This is a genomic window from Ralstonia flatus, assembly GCF_958439105.1.
GTDB lineage: Bacteria > Pseudomonadota > Gammaproteobacteria > Burkholderiales > Burkholderiaceae > Ralstonia > Ralstonia flatus.
Genome location: NZ_CAUDLI010000008.1, coordinates 29,345 through 43,822 on the forward strand (window position 1 = coordinate 29,345; position 14,478 = coordinate 43,822).

The window sequence follows — 14,478 nt, forward strand, 5'->3', positions numbered from 1 at the left end:
AAACAATATGGCGCCTGAGCCTACCTTAATCTGGGCGAATCGGCTGGCTACGATGGGGTCTCCGATTCTTCGTCCCGCTCATCATGACCACCGAAGCCCCAGCCGTTCCCAACACGTCCCTCGCCGACGCGCTCCCTCGCGGCGCCACGCCGCTGTTTGCCGCCGCCGTCGGGCTCATCGTCATCAATCTGTTCGGCATCCAGCCGCTGGTCGCAGAGATCGCCGCGAGCATCGGCTGGACCACGGCCGCCACCGGGCTGCTCGTGACCGCCACGCTGGTCGGCTACGGCATCGGCCTGTTGCTGCTGATGCCGCTGACCGATCTGCAGGACAACCGCGCGCTCGCCTCGCGCACGCTATGGGGCGCGGTGGCGTCGCTGGCGCTGACCACGGTCGCGCAGAGCGGCCAAGTGCTGATGCTGGCCGCCTTTGCGATCGGCCTGACGTCGACAGTCATTCAGATGCTGATCGCGCTGGCGGGCCGCCTGGCCGCAGACCATCGGCGCGGCCGCGTGCTCGGCGACATCATGATCGGCCTGAACCTGGGCATCCTGCTGTCGCGCCCGGCGGCCAGCCTCATCGCGGCGCAATGGGGCTGGCGCGCGTTCTACGGCGCATCTGCGGTGGCGATTGCCGTGCTGGCCGTCCTTCTGCCGCGCGTGATGCCGACCTTCGTGCCGCCGCGTGCGCTGTCGTACGGCGCGCTGCTCAAGTCGTATGGCCATCTTCTGCGCAGCGAACCGGTGTTGCGTCGCCGCGCCGCCACGCAAGCTTTGCTGATGGCCGCCTTCACGCTGTTCTGGACGGCTGTTGCACTGCGGCTGGCGGCTGCGCCGTTCCATCTTTCGCAGAACGGCATCGGCATCTTTGCGCTGTGCGGCGCGGCCGGGGTCGTGGCGGCGCCCATCGCCGGACGGCTGGCGGATCGCGGCTTGGTGCGCGTAGGTACGCTGCTCGCGCATGGCAGTGCGGCGACGGGTCTGCTGTTGGCGCTGGCTTCGGCGCTGCTGCCAAGCCTAAGCGTCCCTGTCATGTTGGTGATGCTGGCCGCTGCAGCGTTGTTGCTGGACTTTGGCGCCATCGGCGACCAGGCGCTCGGCCGCTATATGGTCAACACGCTGTCGCCGGAGGTTCGCGGGCGTGTGAATGGTCTGTACACCGGGGCGTTCTTCTTTGGTGCGGCTGCAGGCGGCGGCTTGGCCGGTGTGGCCTGGGTGCGCGCCGGCTGGATCGGCGTATCGGTTCTCGCGCTCGGGTTTGTGGTGGCCGCTGCACTCGTTTTCGTATGGCCCACCAGTACACAGCGTGCCATCGGCGCCACACCGCGCCGCTGCTGACCGACTCGCCCGTCGCCAGACTGGCGGCGTGCTTGACGCTTGCAAGACAGCCCGCTATAGTGCCAGATTCGAGTTTTTGGCTTCTGGTTTCGCGCGTCCATGCCCGGCAAATGCTGTGCAAGGCATCTGAAATCAGACGGGCTCGCGCTCTTTGGTCTTGATCTGTTCCCGCAGGTCCTCCCTTCAGAGCGTTCTGCTCGCCACTTCCATAAAACCCGATTGCGCCGTCCGCCTCACAAATGAGGCGTTCACGTTATGTGAGCCGGCGATTTTTCAAAAACCAAGCTGGATTGAACAATGCCAACCATCAATCAACTGGTTCGCAAGCCCCGCGTCTCGGAAAAGCTGAAGAGCAAGAGCCCGGCACTTGAGAACTGCCCGCAGCGTCGCGGCGTGTGCACCCGCGTGTACACCACGACGCCGAAGAAGCCGAACTCGGCACTGCGTAAGGTCGCCAAGGTGCGCCTGACCAACGGTTTCGAAGTCATTTCGTACATCGGCGGTGAAGGCCACAACCTGCAAGAACACAGCGTCGTGCTGATCCGCGGCGGCCGTGTCAAGGACTTGCCGGGTGTGCGTTACCACATCGTGCGCGGCTCCCTTGACCTGCAAGGCGTCAAGGACCGTAAGCAAGCGCGTTCGAAGTACGGCGCGAAGCGTCCGAAGGCGGCCTAAGTCGCCAGTGAGATCGCGCCGCTTTTGCGGTCACGGTCTTGTCATGAGCAGGCGGTACAACGGTGCGTTTTTGACCGCACTGGCACCGTCGAGTAAGTGGTCACCCGGCTCAGATTGTTGGAAGACAAGCTAGTTGGTGGCCGGAGAACCGAAGCGGTTCTCAACTGAACAGAGAAGGAAAGAAGATGCCACGTCGTCGTGAAGTCCCCAAGCGGGAAATTCTGCCGGACCCGAAGTTCGGCAATGTGGAAGTCGCCAAGTTCATGAACGTCCTGATGCTGGACGGCAAGAAGTCGGTGGCTGAACGTATCGTCTACGGTGCGTTCGACCAGATCGAGAAGAAAGCAGGCAAGGCGCCGATCGAGGTGTTCACGCTGGCTATCGGCAACATCAAGCCGGTGGTCGAAGTGAAGAGCCGTCGTGTTGGTGGCGCCAACTATCAGGTGCCGGTCGAAGTCCGGCCGTCGCGTCGTCTGGCATTGGCGATGCGTTGGCTGCGGGAAGCTGCGAAGAAGCGCAGCGAGAAGTCGATGGCCCTGCGTCTGGCTGGTGAGCTGCTCGAAGCCTCGGAAGGCCGCGGCGGCGCCATGAAGAAGCGCGACGAAGTGCACCGCATGGCTGAAGCCAACAAGGCGTTCTCGCACTTCCGCTTCTAAGCGACGCGAGACGTTGTTGGTTGCTGGGCGGGCTGTGTGCGCACATCTCGCCCATTTGTATTAGGGGCGCTTGCCAATCGGCAGCGCCCCGTTGACGAATCTGAGGATTAACCGTGGCTCGTAAGACCCCCATTGAGCGCTACCGTAACATCGGTATTTCCGCTCACATCGACGCCGGCAAGACCACCACGACCGAGCGGATCCTGTTCTACACCGGTGTGAACCACAAGATCGGTGAAGTGCATGATGGCGCTGCCACCATGGACTGGATGGAGCAGGAGCAAGAGCGCGGCATCACCATCACGTCCGCTGCTACCACCGCCTTCTGGAAGGGCATGGGCGGCAACTACCCCGAGCACCGCTTCAACATCATCGACACCCCGGGCCACGTGGACTTCACCATCGAGGTGGAGCGTTCCATGCGTGTGCTGGACGGCGCGTGCATGGTGTACTGCGCGGTGGGTGGCGTGCAGCCGCAGTCGGAAACCGTCTGGCGTCAGGCCAACAAGTACAAGGTGCCGCGTCTGGCGTTCGTCAACAAGATGGACCGTACCGGCGCGAACTTCTTCAAGGTCTACGACCAGCTGAAGACCCGTCTGAAGGCCAACCCGGTGCCCGTCGTGGTGCCCATCGGCGCTGAAGACGGCTTCCAGGGCGTCGTCGATCTGCTGGAAATGAAGGCGATCATTTGGGACGAAGCCAGCCAGGGCGTGAAGTTCGAGTACCACGACATCCCGGCCAATCTGGTTGACGTCGCCAACGAGTGGCGCGAGAAGATGGTCGAGTCGGCTGCTGAAGCCAGCGAAGAGCTGATGGAAAAGTACCTGGGCGGCGAAGAGCTGTCCCGTGCTGAGATCGTCAAGGCACTGCGCGACCGTACCATCGCCTGCGAAATCCAGCCGATGCTGTGCGGCACTGCGTTCAAGAACAAGGGCGTGCAGCGCATGCTCGACGCCGTGATCGACTTCCTGCCGTCGCCGGTCGACATTCCGCCGGTTCAGGGCATCGACGAAAACGACGAAGAGAAGAAGCTCGAGCGCAAGGCTGACGACAACGAAAAGTTCTCGGCACTGGCGTTCAAGATCATGACCGACCCGTTCGTGGGTCAGCTGATCTTCTTCCGCGTCTACTCGGGCAAGATCAACTCCGGCGACACCGTGTACAACCCGGTGAAGCAGAAGAAGGAGCGTCTGGGCCGTATTCTGCAGATGCATGCCAACCAGCGCGAAGAAATCAAGGAAGTGCTGGCCGGCGACATCGCCGCTGCGGTGGGCCTGAAGGACGCCACCACGGGTGACACGCTGTGCGACCCGAGCGCTCCGATCATTCTCGAGCGCATGGTGTTCCCGGAGCCGGTGATCTCCCAGGCTGTCGAGCCGAAGACCAAGGCTGACCAGGAAAAGATGGGCATCGCCCTGAACCGCCTGGCTGCTGAAGATCCGTCGTTCCGCGTGCGTACCGATGAAGAATCGGGTCAGACCATCATTTCGGGTATGGGTGAGCTGCACCTCGAAATTCTGGTCGATCGCATGAAGCGCGAATTCGGCGTGGAAGCCAACATCGGCGCCCCGCAAGTTGCCTACCGCGAAACCATCCGCAAGAAGGTTGAAGACGTCGAAGGCAAGTTCGTCAAGCAGTCCGGCGGTCGCGGTCAGTACGGTCACGCTGTGATCACGCTGGAACCGGCGGACGACGAGGCGAAGAAGGCTGGCAAGAACTTCGAATTCGTCGACGCCATCAAGGGCGGTGTGATTCCTCGCGAATACATCCCGGCGGTCGAGAAGGGCATCGTCGACACGCTGCCGTCCGGTATTCTGGCGGGCTTCCCGGTGGTGGACGTGAAGGTCACGCTGACGTTCGGTTCGTACCACGACGTGGACTCGAACGAAAACGCGTTCCGCATGGCCGGTTCGATGGCTTTCAAGGAAGCCATGCGCCGCGCCACTCCGGTTCTGCTGGAGCCGATGATGGCTGTGGAAGTGGAAACGCCGGAAGACTACACGGGTACCGTGATGGGCGACTTGTCGTCCCGCCGCGGCATCGTGCAGGGCATGGACGACATGGTGGGCGGCGGCAAGATCATCAAGGCCGAAGTCCCGCTGTCGGAAATGTTCGGTTATTCGACGTCGCTGCGCTCGCAGACGCAAGGCCGCGCCACGTACACCATGGAATTCAAGCAATACGCTGAGGCACCGAAGAACATCGCCGAAGCTGTGATGGCTGCCAAGGGTACGAAGTAATCAACGTGTTTTGGCGGCGCGCGCGTGCGTGCCGCCTGCATCCCAAATCTAGTAATTAGCTGATTCCGAATTGAGGAGCTGACATGGCAAAGGAAAAGTTCGAGCGGACCAAGCCGCACGTGAACGTTGGTACGATTGGTCACGTTGACCACGGCAAGACGACGCTGACCGCAGCGATCGCAACCGTGCTGTCGAGCAAGTTCGGTGGTACCGCGAAGAAGTACGACGAAATCGACGCAGCGCCGGAAGAAAAGGCACGCGGCATCACGATCAACACCGCGCACATCGAGTACGAAACGGCCAACCGCCACTACGCGCACGTTGACTGCCCGGGCCACGCCGACTACGTCAAGAACATGATTACCGGTGCCGCCCAGATGGACGGCGCAATCCTGGTGTGCTCGGCCGCTGACGGCCCGATGCCGCAAACGCGTGAGCACATCCTGCTGGCCCGTCAGGTCGGCGTGCCGTACATCATCGTCTTCCTGAACAAGTGCGACATGGTGGACGACGCTGAGCTGCTGGAGCTGGTCGAGATGGAAGTGCGTGAACTTCTGTCGAAGTACGACTTCCCGGGCGACGACACCCCGATCATCAAGGGTTCGGCCAAGCTGGCGCTGGAAGGCGACAAGGGCGAGCTGGGCGAAGTGGCCATCATGAACCTGGCCGACGCACTGGACACCTACATCCCGACGCCGGAGCGCGCTGTTGACGGTACGTTCCTGATGCCGGTGGAAGACGTGTTCTCGATCTCGGGTCGCGGCACCGTGGTGACCGGCCGTATCGAGCGCGGCATCATCAAGGTCGGCGAAGAAATCGAAATCGTCGGTATCGCCATGGACGGCGACAAGCCGAAGATCGACAAGACGACCTGCACGGGCGTGGAAATGTTCCGCAAGCTGCTGGACCAAGGTCAAGCAGGCGACAACGTCGGTATTCTGCTGCGTGGCACGAAGCGCGAAGACGTCCAGCGCGGCCAAGTGCTGGCCAAGCCGGGCTCGATCAAGCCGCACACCGAATTCACGGGCGAGGTCTACATCCTGTCGAAGGACGAAGGCGGCCGTCACACGCCGTTCTTCAACAACTACCGTCCGCAGTTCTACTTCCGTACGACGGACGTGACTGGCTCGATCGCCCTGCCGGAAGGCAAGGAAATGGTCATGCCGGGCGACAACGTGTCGATCACCGTCAAGCTGATCGCCCCGATCGCCATGGAAGAAGGTCTGCGCTTCGCTATCCGTGAAGGCGGCCGTACCGTGGGTGCTGGCGTCGTTGCCAAGATCCTGAAGTAAAAGGCGGATCGATACGCTGTTCCTCGCAAGGGGTGCGGCGCATCGCCTGTAGCATCGCTCTTTCAATCTACCGGCGGCCTGGCCGCCATGCTCTTTAAGGAAACATCATGCAGAACCAGAAGATCCGTATCCGCCTGAAAGCTTTCGACTATCGCCTGATCGACCAATCGGCCGCTGAAATCGTTGAAACCGCCAAGCGCACTGGCGCGATCGTCAAGGGCCCGGTGCCCCTGCCGACCCGCATCCAGCGTTTTGACGTTCTGCGTTCGCCGCACGTCAACAAGACCAGCCGCGACCAGTTCGAAATCCGCACGCACCAGCGCCTGATGGACATCGTCGATCCGACGGACAAGACCGTCGATGCGCTGATGAAGCTGGACCTGCCGGCTGGCGTGGACGTCGAGATCAAGCTGCAATAAGCAAGACAACGCTGCCGGGTCACTCCGGTAACGGGCAAACGGCGAGCCATGTGCTCGCCGTTTTGCTTTTAGGTGGCAGATGTTGCGTTGCACACGACGTCCGGACGCTATCCGGCAATCGGCCTTGCATATTGTTCGTAACCGGGATATATTGTAGGGCTACCCCTTTAGTCAGGGGAGTGGGCTGGCCATTTGGCCTCGCGCTGTCTCTTTAGGCGCAGTCCAGTTCAAGATTCGTAGTATCAATCAGCCCCGGCCAATCGCAGCTGGGAATGGAGCAAACCATGAGCCTTGGCCTTGTAGGTCGCAAGGTTGGCATGACCCGTATTTTCACGGACGACGGCGATTCGATTCCCGTCACCGTGCTCGAGGTCGGCGACAACCGCGTGACGCAAATCAAGACGGACGAGACCGACGGTTATACCGCGGTTCAAGTCACCTTCGGCACCCGACGCGCCAGCCGCGTCACCAAGCCGCTGGCGGGTCATCTCGCCAAAGCCGGCGTGGAAGCGGGCGAAGTCATCAAAGAATTCCGAGTGGATGCCGCTCGTGCCGCTGAATTCCAGCCTGGCGCGAACATCAGCGTCGACCTGTTCGAAGTCGGTCAGAAGATCGACGTTCAGGGCGTGACGATTGGTAAGGGCTACGCCGGTACCATCAAGCGTTACAACTTCTCGTCGGGCCGCGCCTCGCACGGTAACTCGCGCTCGCACAACGTGCCGGGTTCGATCGGTATGGCGCAGGATCCGGGTCGCGTGTTCCCGGGCAAGCGCATGACCGGTCACATGGGTGACGTCACCCGTACCGTTCAGAACCTGGAAATCGCCAAGATCGACGCAGAGCGCAAGCTGCTGCTGGTCAAGGGTGCGATTCCGGGCGCCAAGGGCGGTCAAGTCATCGTCACGCCGGCCGTGAAGGCCCGCGCCAAGAAGGCATAAGGAGCAAACGCATGGAACTGAAGCTGCTCCAGGACAACGGTCAACTCGGCGCCGGCGTTGCTGCCTCGCCGGAAGTGTTCGGCCGTGACTACAACGAAGCCCTCGTTCACCAAGTCGTCGTCGCTTACCAGGCCAACGCTCGCAGCGGTAACCGTAAGCAGAAGGACCGTGAAGAGGTCAAGCACACGACCAAGAAGCCGTGGCGCCAAAAGGGTACGGGCCGCGCCCGTGCAGGTATGAGCTCCTCCCCGCTGTGGCGCGGGGGTGGTCGTATCTTCCCGAACAGCCCGGAAGAAAACTTCTCGCAGAAGGTCAACAAGAAGATGTACCGCGCCGGCATGCGCTCGATTTATTCGCAGCTCGCCCGTGAAGGTCGCATCAACGTCGTTGACAGCCTGTCCGTCGACGCGCCCAAAACCAAGCTGCTGGCCGACAAGTTCCGCGCCATGGGCCTGGATTCGGTGCTCGTGATTACCGATAACCTGGACGAAAACCTCTTCCTGGCATCGCGCAACCTGGCGCACGTGCTCGTGGTTGAGCCGCGTCACGCCGACCCGCTGTCGCTCGTGCACTACAAGAAGGTGCTCGTGACCAAGGCAGCCGTCGCGCAGATCGAGGAGTTGCTGAAATGACGCAAGTTGCCAAGAACGACCATCGCCTGATGCAGGTGCTGCTGGCGCCTGTGGTGTCTGAAAAGGCAACCCTGGTGGCCGAGAAGAACGAACAGGTCGTGTTCGAAGTGGCTCGCGACGCCAACAAGGGCGAAGTGAAGGCTGCTGTCGAGCTGCTGTTCAAGGTCGAAGTCGAGTCCGTCCAGATCCTGAACCAGAAGGGCAAGCAAAAGCGCTTCGGTCGCTTCATGGGTCGTCGTGACCACGTGAAGAAGGCCTATGTCTCGCTGAAGCCGGGCCAGGAAATCAATTTTGAAGCGGAGGCCAAGTAATCATGGCACTCGTCAAAACCAAGCCGACATCGCCGGGCCGCCGCTCGATGGTGAAGGTCGTTAACCCCGACCTTCACAAGGGCGCGCCGCACGCTCCGCTGCTGGAAAAGCAAATCCAGAAGTCGGGTCGTAACAACAACGGCCACATCACCACCCGTCACAAGGGCGGTGGTCACAAGCATCACTATCGCATCGTCGACTTCAAGCGTAACGACAAGGACGGTATCCCGGCCAAGATCGAACGCCTGGAATACGATCCGAACCGTAGCGCCAACATCGCGCTCGTGCTGTTCGCCGATGGCGAACGCCGCTACATCATCGCCCCGAAGGGCGCTGTGGTGGGCCAAGCCATCGCCAACGGCTCGGAAGCGCCGATCAAGGCCGGTAACAACCTGCCGATCCGCAACATTCCGGTCGGTACGACGATCCACTGCGTGGAAATCCTGCCGGGCAAGGGCGCTCAAGTTGCCCGTTCGGCTGGTACGTCCGCCGTGCTGCTGGCTCGCGAAGGCATCTACGCTCAAGTGCGTCTGCGCTCGGGTGAAGTGCGCCGTGTGCACATCGAGTGCCGCGCGACCATCGGTGAAGTCGGCAACGAAGAGCACAGCCTGCGCCAGATCGGCAAGGCCGGTGCAACCCGTTGGCGCGGTATTCGCCCGACCGTTCGCGGTGTGGTAATGAACCCGGTCGATCACCCGCACGGTGGTGGTGAAGGTAAGACTGCTGCTGGCCGTGATCCGGTGTCCCCGTGGGGCACGCCGACCAAGGGCTACCGCACCCGTCGTAACAAGCGCACTGACAGCATGATCGTTCAGCGCCGTCACAAGCGTTAATCGGTAGGTAGGAGCTTAGATATGACTCGTTCCGTAAAAAAGGGTCCTTTCATTGACGCCCACCTGCTGAAGAAGGTTGAGGCGGCAGTGCAAACGAAGGACAAGAAGCCCATCAAGACTTGGTCGCGTCGTTCGACCATTCTGCCGGACTTCATCGGCCTGACGATCGCCGTTCATAACGGTCGTCAGCACGTGCCCGTGTATGTCACGGAAAACATGGTTGGCCACAAGCTCGGCGAATTTGCGCTCACGCGTACGTTCAAGGGCCACGCTGCCGACAAGAAAGCGAAGCGATAAGGGGCAATCATGGAAGTTAAAGCGATTCATCGCGGCGCCCGTATCTCCGCACAGAAGACGCGCCTGGTTGCTGACCAGATCCGCGGCCTGTCGATCGAGCGCGCGCTCAACGTGCTGACGTTCAGCCCGAAGAAGGCGGCTGGCATCGTGAAGAAGGTGGTTGAGTCCGCCATCGCGAACGCCGAGCACAATGAAGGCGCCGATATCGACGAGCTGAAGGTCAAGTCGATCTACATCGATAAGGCCACGTCGCTCAAGCGCTTCACGGCGCGTGCGAAGGGCCGTGGCAACCGCATCGAGAAACAAACCTGTCACATCACTGTGACGCTGGGCAACTAAGGGGTCACGATGGGACAGAAGATTCATCCGACTGGCTTCCGTCTGGCTGTCAGCCGTAACTGGGCATCGCGTTGGTACGCGAGCAACACCCAGTTTGCCGGCATGCTCAAGGAAGACATCGAGGTTCGCGAGTTTCTGAAGAAGAAGCTGAAGAACGCGTCGGTGGGCCGCGTGGTCATCGAGCGTCCGGCCAAGAATGCTCGTATCACCATTTACAGCTCGCGTCCGGGCGTGGTGATCGGCAAGAAGGGCGAAGACATCGAACTGCTGAAGGCTGAGCTGCAGCGTCGCATGGGCGTGCCCGTGCACGTGAACATCGAAGAAATCCGCAAGCCGGAAGTCGATGCACAGCTGATCGCCGATTCGATCACGCAGCAGCTCGAGCGCCGCATCATGTTCCGTCGCGCAATGAAGCGCGCGATGCAGAACGCGATGCGTCTGGGTGCCCAAGGCATCAAGATCATGAGCTCGGGCCGTCTGAACGGCATCGAAATCGCCCGTACCGAGTGGTACCGCGAAGGCCGTGTGCCCCTGCACACGCTGCGCGCCGATATCGACTACGGCTTCTCCGAAGCGGAAACCACCTACGGCATCATCGGTGTCAAGGTGTGGGTGTACAAGGGCGACCACCTCGGTCGCAACGACGCACCCGTCGTGGAAGAGCCGCAAGAAGAGCGTCGCAAGCGTCCGGGCCGCCCGGAAGGTCGTCGCCGTGAGGGCGAAGGTCGCCCGGCCGGTCAGCGCCGCGGTGCTGGTGCAGGTGCCCGTCGTGGCGCCGACGCCAAGACTGGAGAATAAACATGCTGCAACCTAAGCGCAGGAAGTACCGCAAGGAGCAGAAGGGCCGTAACACCGGTATCGCGACGCGCGGCAACGCAGTCTCGTTCGGCGAGTTCGGTCTGAAGGCGATGGGCCGCGGCCGTCTGACCGCGCGTCAGATTGAGTCGGCCCGTCGTGCGATGACCCGTCACATCAAGCGTGGCGGCCGCATTTGGATCCGGATTTTCCCGGACAAGCCGATCTCGAAGAAGCCTGCCGAAGTCCGTATGGGTAACGGTAAGGGCAACCCGGAATACTACGTGGCTGAAATTCAGCCGGGCAAGATGCTGTACGAAATGGACGGCGTTGGCGAAGAACTGGCACGCGAGGCATTCCGCCTGGCCGCTGCCAAGCTGCCGATCGCGACCAGCTTCGTGGTGCGTCAGGTCGGAACGTAAGGAGCACACACCATGAAAGCATCCGAACTGCGCGACAAAGATGTCGCCGGGCTGAACCAGGAGCTCTCCGAGCTGCTGAAGGCCCAATTTGGCCTGCGCATGCAGAAAGCGACGCAACAGCTGCAGAACACCAGCCAGCTGAAGAAGGTGCGTCGTGACATCGCGCGTGTCCGCACCGTGCTGGGCCAGAAGGGGAACCAGAAATGACTGAAGCCGCAACGTCCCTGAAGCGCACGCTCGTCGGTCGCGTTGTCAGCAACAAGATGGACAAGACCGTCACGGTCCTGATCGAAAACCGCGTCAAGCACCCGCTGTACGGCAAGTACGTGGTGCGCTCGAAGAAGTACCACGCGCACGACGAAGCCAACCAGTACAACGAAGGCGACAAGGTCGAGATCACGGAATCGCGTCCGCTCTCCCGCACCAAGTCGTGGGTGGTGTCGCGTCTGCTTGAAGCTGCACGCGTGATCTAAAACAACAGCGAGCAGTTTGCTGTTGCAAGACCGAGATTATGTGATATAGTCTCGGTCTTTCCCTTTGTGAGGGTGGCCGGCAAATATGCTGGTGGCTCGGGTGAAGGGGAAAAGCGAATGGGCCAGGCGGCAATCGCCGTCGGGCAGCTACCGACTTCAAGTTGATCAACCCAATCGCAGTTGGCGCAATGCCAGCAGCCGGCGGGACCAAGACTGATCGCCTCTGCGCATTGTGCGTTTGGCGAATTAAGTTGGGACGAGAACACCATGATTCAGACAGAAAGCCGGCTCGAAGTGGCCGATAACACGGGTGCGCGTGAAGTCATGTGCATCAAGGTGCTGGGCGGTTCGAAGCGCCGCTACGCCAGCGTCGGCGACATCATCAAGGTCAGCGTCAAGGATGCTGCCCCGCGTGGTCGCGTGAAGAAGGGCGATATCTACAACGCCGTGGTGGTGCGTACCGCCAAGGGCGTGCGCCGTCCCGACGGCTCGCTCATCAAGTTCGACGGCAATGCCGCCGTGCTGCTGAACACCAAGCTTGAGCCGATCGGCACCCGTATCTTCGGGCCGGTCACTCGCGAACTCCGTACCGAGCGCTTCATGAAGATCGTGTCGCTCGCGCCGGAAGTGCTGTAATCGGAGGCCGCATGAACAAGATTCGCAAGGGCGATCGCGTCATCGTCCGTACCGGTAAAGACAAGGGCAAGCAAGGTACCGTGCTGGCCGTACTCGCCGAGCATGTGACGGTTGAAGGCGTGAACGTTGCCAAGAAGCACGTGCGCCCGAACCCGATGCTGGGTACGACGGGTGGTGTGGTCGACAAGGTCATGCCCATCCATATTTCGAACGTTGCGCTCGTGGATGCCAATGGCAAGCCGTCGCGCGTCGGCATCAAGGTTGAAGGCGGCGTGAAGACGCGCGTGCTGAAGACCACTGGTGCTGCCGTCGGCGCTTGATTCTGGGCAATAGAGAGGAGTTGAGCATGACTGCACGTCTGCAAGAGTTTTACAAAGAGAAGGTTGTGCCCGAGCTGATCAAGCAGTTCGGCTACAAGTCCGTGATGGAAGTGCCGCGCATCACCAAGATCACCCTGAACATGGGTCTTGGCGAAGCCATCAATGACAAGAAAGTCATCGAGCACGCCACGGGCGACCTGATCAAGATCGCTGGCCAGAAGCCCATCGTGACGAAGGCCCGCAAGGCTATCGCCGGCTTCAAGATTCGCCAGGGTTACCCGATCGGTACGATGGTCACGCTGCGTGGCCAACGTATGTATGAATTCCTGGACCGCTTCATCACTGTGTCGCTGCCCCGCGTGCGCGACTTCCGTGGTGTGTCGGGCAAGGCATTCGATGGTCGTGGCAACTACAACATCGGTGTGAAAGAGCAGATCATTTTCCCCGAGATCGAATACGACAAGATCGACGCACTCCGTGGTCTGAACATCAGCATCACGACGACTGCGAAGAACGACGAGGAAGCGAAGGCGCTCCTCAACGCGTTCAAGTTCCCGTTCCGTAATTAAGGGGTTACCGTGGCTAAATTGTCTCTGATCGAACGCGAGAAGAAGCGTGCCAAGCTCGTGGCCAAGTACGCTGAGAAGCGCGCCGCTCTCGAAGCCATCGTGGCCGACCAAAGCAAGTCGGAAGAAGAGCGCTACGAAGCGCGTCTGAAGCTGCAAGCGCTGCCGCGCAATGCAAATCCGACTCGTCAGCGCAACCGCTGCTCGATCACCGGTCGTCCCCGCGGTACGTTCCGTAAGTTCGGCCTGGCGCGTAACAAGCTCCGCGAGATCGCCTTCAAGGGCGAGATCCCGGGTCTGACGAAAGCCAGCTGGTAATCACGCACAGGCTACAGGAGAAACAGTATGAGCATGAGCGATCCGATCGCCGATATGCTGACGCGTATCCGCAACGCGCAAGCGGTGGAAAAAGCGTCGGTGGTCATGCCGTCGTCGAAGCTGAAGGTGGCAATCGCCAAAGTCCTGAAGGACGAAGGCTACATCGACGAATTCGCCGTGACCGAGCAGGGTGGCAAGTCCACGCTGACGATTGGTCTGAAGTACTACGCTGGCCGCCCGGTCATCGAGCGCCTGGAGCGCGTCTCGAAGCCTGGTCTGCGTGTGTACAAGGGCCGTAATGAAATCCCGCAAGTGATGAACGGCCTGGGTGTCGCCATCATCTCGACCCCCCAGGGTCTGATGACGGACCGCCGCGCCCGCGCAACCGGTGTCGGTGGCGAAGTCATTTGCTACGTCGCCTAAGGGAGGGGAACCATGTCTCGCGTAGGTAAGGCTCCCATCGCGCTGCCCAAGGGCGCCGAAGTTAATTTCGCTGGTGGTCTGCTGACCGTCAAGGGCCCGCTGGGTACCCTGACGCAGCCGATCCACTCGCTGGTCAAGGTCACCACCGACAACGGCACGATCACGTTCGCGCCGGCAGATGAGTCGCGTGAAGCCAATGCGCTGCAAGGTACGATGCGCGCCCTGACGGCCAACATGGTCAAGGGTGTGACGACGGGCTTCGAGCGCAAGCTGAACCTGGTCGGCGTGGGTTACCGTGCTTCGGTTCAGGGTACTGCTCTGAAACTGCAACTCGGTTTCTCGCACGACGTGATCCATGAGATGCCGGAAGGCGTGAAGGCGGAAACGCCGACGCAGACCGAAATCATCATCAAGGGTTCGGACAAGCAAAAAGTTGGTCAGGTCGCCGCCGAAGTGCGTGGTTATCGTCCGCCGGAGCCCTACAAGGGCAAGGGTGTGCGCTACGCCGATGAGCGTGTGATCCTGAAGGAAACCAAGAAGAAGTAAGGGTGCACAT

Annotated in this window: 22 protein-coding genes; all 22 read left to right on the forward strand. The window is 61.0% G+C overall.

Going from position 1 to position 14,478, the window contains the following annotated elements:
- Positions 1–83: 83 nt before the first annotated feature.
- On the forward strand, positions 84–1,337 hold the full coding sequence (locus tag R2676_RS17815; RefSeq protein WP_206274134.1) for an MFS transporter: 1,254 nt from the start codon (positions 84–86) through the stop codon (positions 1,335–1,337).
- A gap of 297 nt (positions 1,338–1,634) precedes the next feature.
- Complete coding sequence (rpsL, locus tag R2676_RS17820) at positions 1,635–2,012, forward strand: 30S ribosomal protein S12 (protein ID WP_003265519.1); 378 nt, start codon at positions 1,635–1,637, stop codon at positions 2,010–2,012.
- Positions 2,013–2,197: 185 nt separating this feature from the next.
- Complete coding sequence (gene rpsG, locus R2676_RS17825) at positions 2,198–2,668, forward strand: 30S ribosomal protein S7 (RefSeq protein WP_004634470.1); 471 nt, start codon at positions 2,198–2,200, stop codon at positions 2,666–2,668.
- 113 nt (positions 2,669–2,781) lie between these two features.
- The gene (fusA, locus tag R2676_RS17830) at positions 2,782–4,908 is read left to right on the forward strand and encodes an elongation factor G (protein WP_027680274.1); all 2,127 of its coding nucleotides are present in this window, start codon (positions 2,782–2,784) and stop codon (positions 4,906–4,908) included.
- An 83-nt stretch (positions 4,909–4,991) separates the two neighbouring features.
- Positions 4,992–6,200, forward strand: coding sequence for an elongation factor Tu (tuf, locus tag R2676_RS17835; RefSeq protein WP_102067425.1), 1,209 nt, complete (start codon positions 4,992–4,994; stop codon positions 6,198–6,200).
- Between the two features lie 107 nt (positions 6,201–6,307).
- Entirely contained in the window at positions 6,308–6,619 is a 312-nt protein-coding gene (rpsJ, locus tag R2676_RS17840; protein WP_004634473.1) for a 30S ribosomal protein S10, read from the forward strand.
- Positions 6,620–6,903: 284 nt separating this feature from the next.
- Complete coding sequence (gene rplC, locus R2676_RS17845; RefSeq protein WP_004634474.1) at positions 6,904–7,557, forward strand: 50S ribosomal protein L3; 654 nt, start codon at positions 6,904–6,906, stop codon at positions 7,555–7,557.
- A gap of 11 nt (positions 7,558–7,568) precedes the next feature.
- A complete protein-coding gene (gene rplD, locus R2676_RS17850) occupies positions 7,569–8,189 on the forward strand; it encodes a 50S ribosomal protein L4 (protein ID WP_004634475.1) in 621 nt (206 codons plus the stop codon).
- Positions 8,186–8,500 (forward strand): 50S ribosomal protein L23, encoded by a 315-nt coding sequence (gene rplW, locus R2676_RS17855; RefSeq protein ID WP_004634476.1) that lies wholly within the window; start codon positions 8,186–8,188, stop codon positions 8,498–8,500. The genes rplD and rplW overlap by 4 nt, the downstream gene beginning before the upstream one ends.
- 2 nt (positions 8,501–8,502) lie before the next feature.
- Positions 8,503–9,333: a 50S ribosomal protein L2 gene (gene rplB, locus R2676_RS17860; protein ID WP_009241891.1), complete on the forward strand. Its 831-nt coding sequence runs from the start codon at positions 8,503–8,505 to the stop codon at positions 9,331–9,333.
- 21 nt (positions 9,334–9,354) lie between these two features.
- Complete coding sequence (rpsS, locus tag R2676_RS17865; RefSeq protein WP_004634478.1) at positions 9,355–9,630, forward strand: 30S ribosomal protein S19; 276 nt, start codon at positions 9,355–9,357, stop codon at positions 9,628–9,630.
- Between the two features lie 9 nt (positions 9,631–9,639).
- Complete coding sequence (rplV, locus tag R2676_RS17870; RefSeq protein WP_004634479.1) at positions 9,640–9,969, forward strand: 50S ribosomal protein L22; 330 nt, start codon at positions 9,640–9,642, stop codon at positions 9,967–9,969.
- 9 nt (positions 9,970–9,978) lie between these two features.
- Entirely contained in the window at positions 9,979–10,767 is a 789-nt protein-coding gene (gene rpsC, locus R2676_RS17875; protein ID WP_009241892.1) for a 30S ribosomal protein S3, read from the forward strand.
- Between the two features lie 2 nt (positions 10,768–10,769).
- Positions 10,770–11,186: a 50S ribosomal protein L16 gene (gene rplP / locus R2676_RS17880; protein WP_003264123.1), complete on the forward strand. Its 417-nt coding sequence runs from the start codon at positions 10,770–10,772 to the stop codon at positions 11,184–11,186.
- A 12-nt stretch (positions 11,187–11,198) separates the two neighbouring features.
- Positions 11,199–11,393, forward strand: a complete 195-nt coding sequence (rpmC, locus tag R2676_RS17885) for a 50S ribosomal protein L29 (RefSeq protein ID WP_004634481.1) — start codon at positions 11,199–11,201, stop codon at positions 11,391–11,393.
- Positions 11,390–11,659 carry a 30S ribosomal protein S17 gene (rpsQ, locus tag R2676_RS17890; RefSeq protein ID WP_004634482.1) on the forward strand — a complete coding sequence of 90 codons (270 nt, stop codon included), beginning with the start codon at positions 11,390–11,392 and terminating at the stop codon, positions 11,657–11,659. The genes rpmC and rpsQ overlap by 4 nt, the downstream gene beginning before the upstream one ends.
- Before the next feature lie 267 nt (positions 11,660–11,926).
- Positions 11,927–12,295 carry a 50S ribosomal protein L14 gene (gene rplN, locus R2676_RS17895; protein ID WP_003264129.1) on the forward strand — a complete coding sequence of 123 codons (369 nt, stop codon included), beginning with the start codon at positions 11,927–11,929 and terminating at the stop codon, positions 12,293–12,295.
- An 11-nt stretch (positions 12,296–12,306) separates the two neighbouring features.
- Positions 12,307–12,615: a 50S ribosomal protein L24 gene (rplX, locus tag R2676_RS17900; protein ID WP_009241893.1), complete on the forward strand. Its 309-nt coding sequence runs from the start codon at positions 12,307–12,309 to the stop codon at positions 12,613–12,615.
- Between the two features lie 26 nt (positions 12,616–12,641).
- A complete protein-coding gene (rplE, locus tag R2676_RS17905) occupies positions 12,642–13,184 on the forward strand; it encodes a 50S ribosomal protein L5 (protein WP_009241894.1) in 543 nt (180 codons plus the stop codon).
- Positions 13,185–13,193: 9 nt separating this feature from the next.
- On the forward strand, positions 13,194–13,499 hold the full coding sequence (rpsN, locus tag R2676_RS17910) for a 30S ribosomal protein S14 (RefSeq protein WP_004634486.1): 306 nt from the start codon (positions 13,194–13,196) through the stop codon (positions 13,497–13,499).
- A gap of 27 nt (positions 13,500–13,526) precedes the next feature.
- Positions 13,527–13,922: a 30S ribosomal protein S8 gene (rpsH, locus tag R2676_RS17915; protein ID WP_004634489.1), complete on the forward strand. Its 396-nt coding sequence runs from the start codon at positions 13,527–13,529 to the stop codon at positions 13,920–13,922.
- 12 nt (positions 13,923–13,934) lie between these two features.
- Positions 13,935–14,468, forward strand: coding sequence for a 50S ribosomal protein L6 (rplF, locus tag R2676_RS17920; RefSeq protein WP_012763152.1), 534 nt, complete (start codon positions 13,935–13,937; stop codon positions 14,466–14,468).
- The last annotated feature ends 10 nt before the right edge of the window (positions 14,469–14,478 follow it).

Excerpts from the sequence above, each read along its gene's own strand:
- R2676_RS17815 (WP_206274134.1), top strand. The coding sequence starts at position 84 with ATGACCACCGAAGCCCCAGCCGTTCCCAACACGTCCCTCGCCGACGCG.
- rpsL (WP_003265519.1), top strand. The coding sequence starts at position 1,635 with ATGCCAACCATCAATCAACTGGTTCGCAAGCCCCGCGTCTCGGAAAAG.
- rpsG (WP_004634470.1), top strand. The coding sequence starts at position 2,198 with ATGCCACGTCGTCGTGAAGTCCCCAAGCGGGAAATTCTGCCGGACCCG.
- tuf (WP_102067425.1), top strand. The coding sequence starts at position 4,992 with ATGGCAAAGGAAAAGTTCGAGCGGACCAAGCCGCACGTGAACGTTGGT.
- rpsJ (WP_004634473.1), top strand. The coding sequence starts at position 6,308 with ATGCAGAACCAGAAGATCCGTATCCGCCTGAAAGCTTTCGACTATCGC.
- rplC (WP_004634474.1), top strand. The coding sequence starts at position 6,904 with ATGAGCCTTGGCCTTGTAGGTCGCAAGGTTGGCATGACCCGTATTTTC.
- rplD (WP_004634475.1), top strand. The coding sequence starts at position 7,569 with ATGGAACTGAAGCTGCTCCAGGACAACGGTCAACTCGGCGCCGGCGTT.
- rplW (WP_004634476.1), top strand. The coding sequence starts at position 8,186 with ATGACGCAAGTTGCCAAGAACGACCATCGCCTGATGCAGGTGCTGCTG.
- rplB (WP_009241891.1), top strand. The coding sequence starts at position 8,503 with ATGGCACTCGTCAAAACCAAGCCGACATCGCCGGGCCGCCGCTCGATG.
- rpsS (WP_004634478.1), top strand. The coding sequence starts at position 9,355 with ATGACTCGTTCCGTAAAAAAGGGTCCTTTCATTGACGCCCACCTGCTG.
- rplV (WP_004634479.1), top strand. The coding sequence starts at position 9,640 with ATGGAAGTTAAAGCGATTCATCGCGGCGCCCGTATCTCCGCACAGAAG.
- rpsC (WP_009241892.1), top strand. The coding sequence starts at position 9,979 with ATGGGACAGAAGATTCATCCGACTGGCTTCCGTCTGGCTGTCAGCCGT.
- rplP (WP_003264123.1), top strand. The coding sequence starts at position 10,770 with ATGCTGCAACCTAAGCGCAGGAAGTACCGCAAGGAGCAGAAGGGCCGT.
- rpmC (WP_004634481.1), top strand. The coding sequence starts at position 11,199 with ATGAAAGCATCCGAACTGCGCGACAAAGATGTCGCCGGGCTGAACCAG.
- rpsQ (WP_004634482.1), top strand. The coding sequence starts at position 11,390 with ATGACTGAAGCCGCAACGTCCCTGAAGCGCACGCTCGTCGGTCGCGTT.
- rplN (WP_003264129.1), top strand. The coding sequence starts at position 11,927 with ATGATTCAGACAGAAAGCCGGCTCGAAGTGGCCGATAACACGGGTGCG.
- rplX (WP_009241893.1), top strand. The coding sequence starts at position 12,307 with ATGAACAAGATTCGCAAGGGCGATCGCGTCATCGTCCGTACCGGTAAA.
- rplE (WP_009241894.1), top strand. The coding sequence starts at position 12,642 with ATGACTGCACGTCTGCAAGAGTTTTACAAAGAGAAGGTTGTGCCCGAG.
- rpsH (WP_004634489.1), top strand. The coding sequence starts at position 13,527 with ATGAGCATGAGCGATCCGATCGCCGATATGCTGACGCGTATCCGCAAC.
- rplF (WP_012763152.1), top strand. The coding sequence starts at position 13,935 with ATGTCTCGCGTAGGTAAGGCTCCCATCGCGCTGCCCAAGGGCGCCGAA.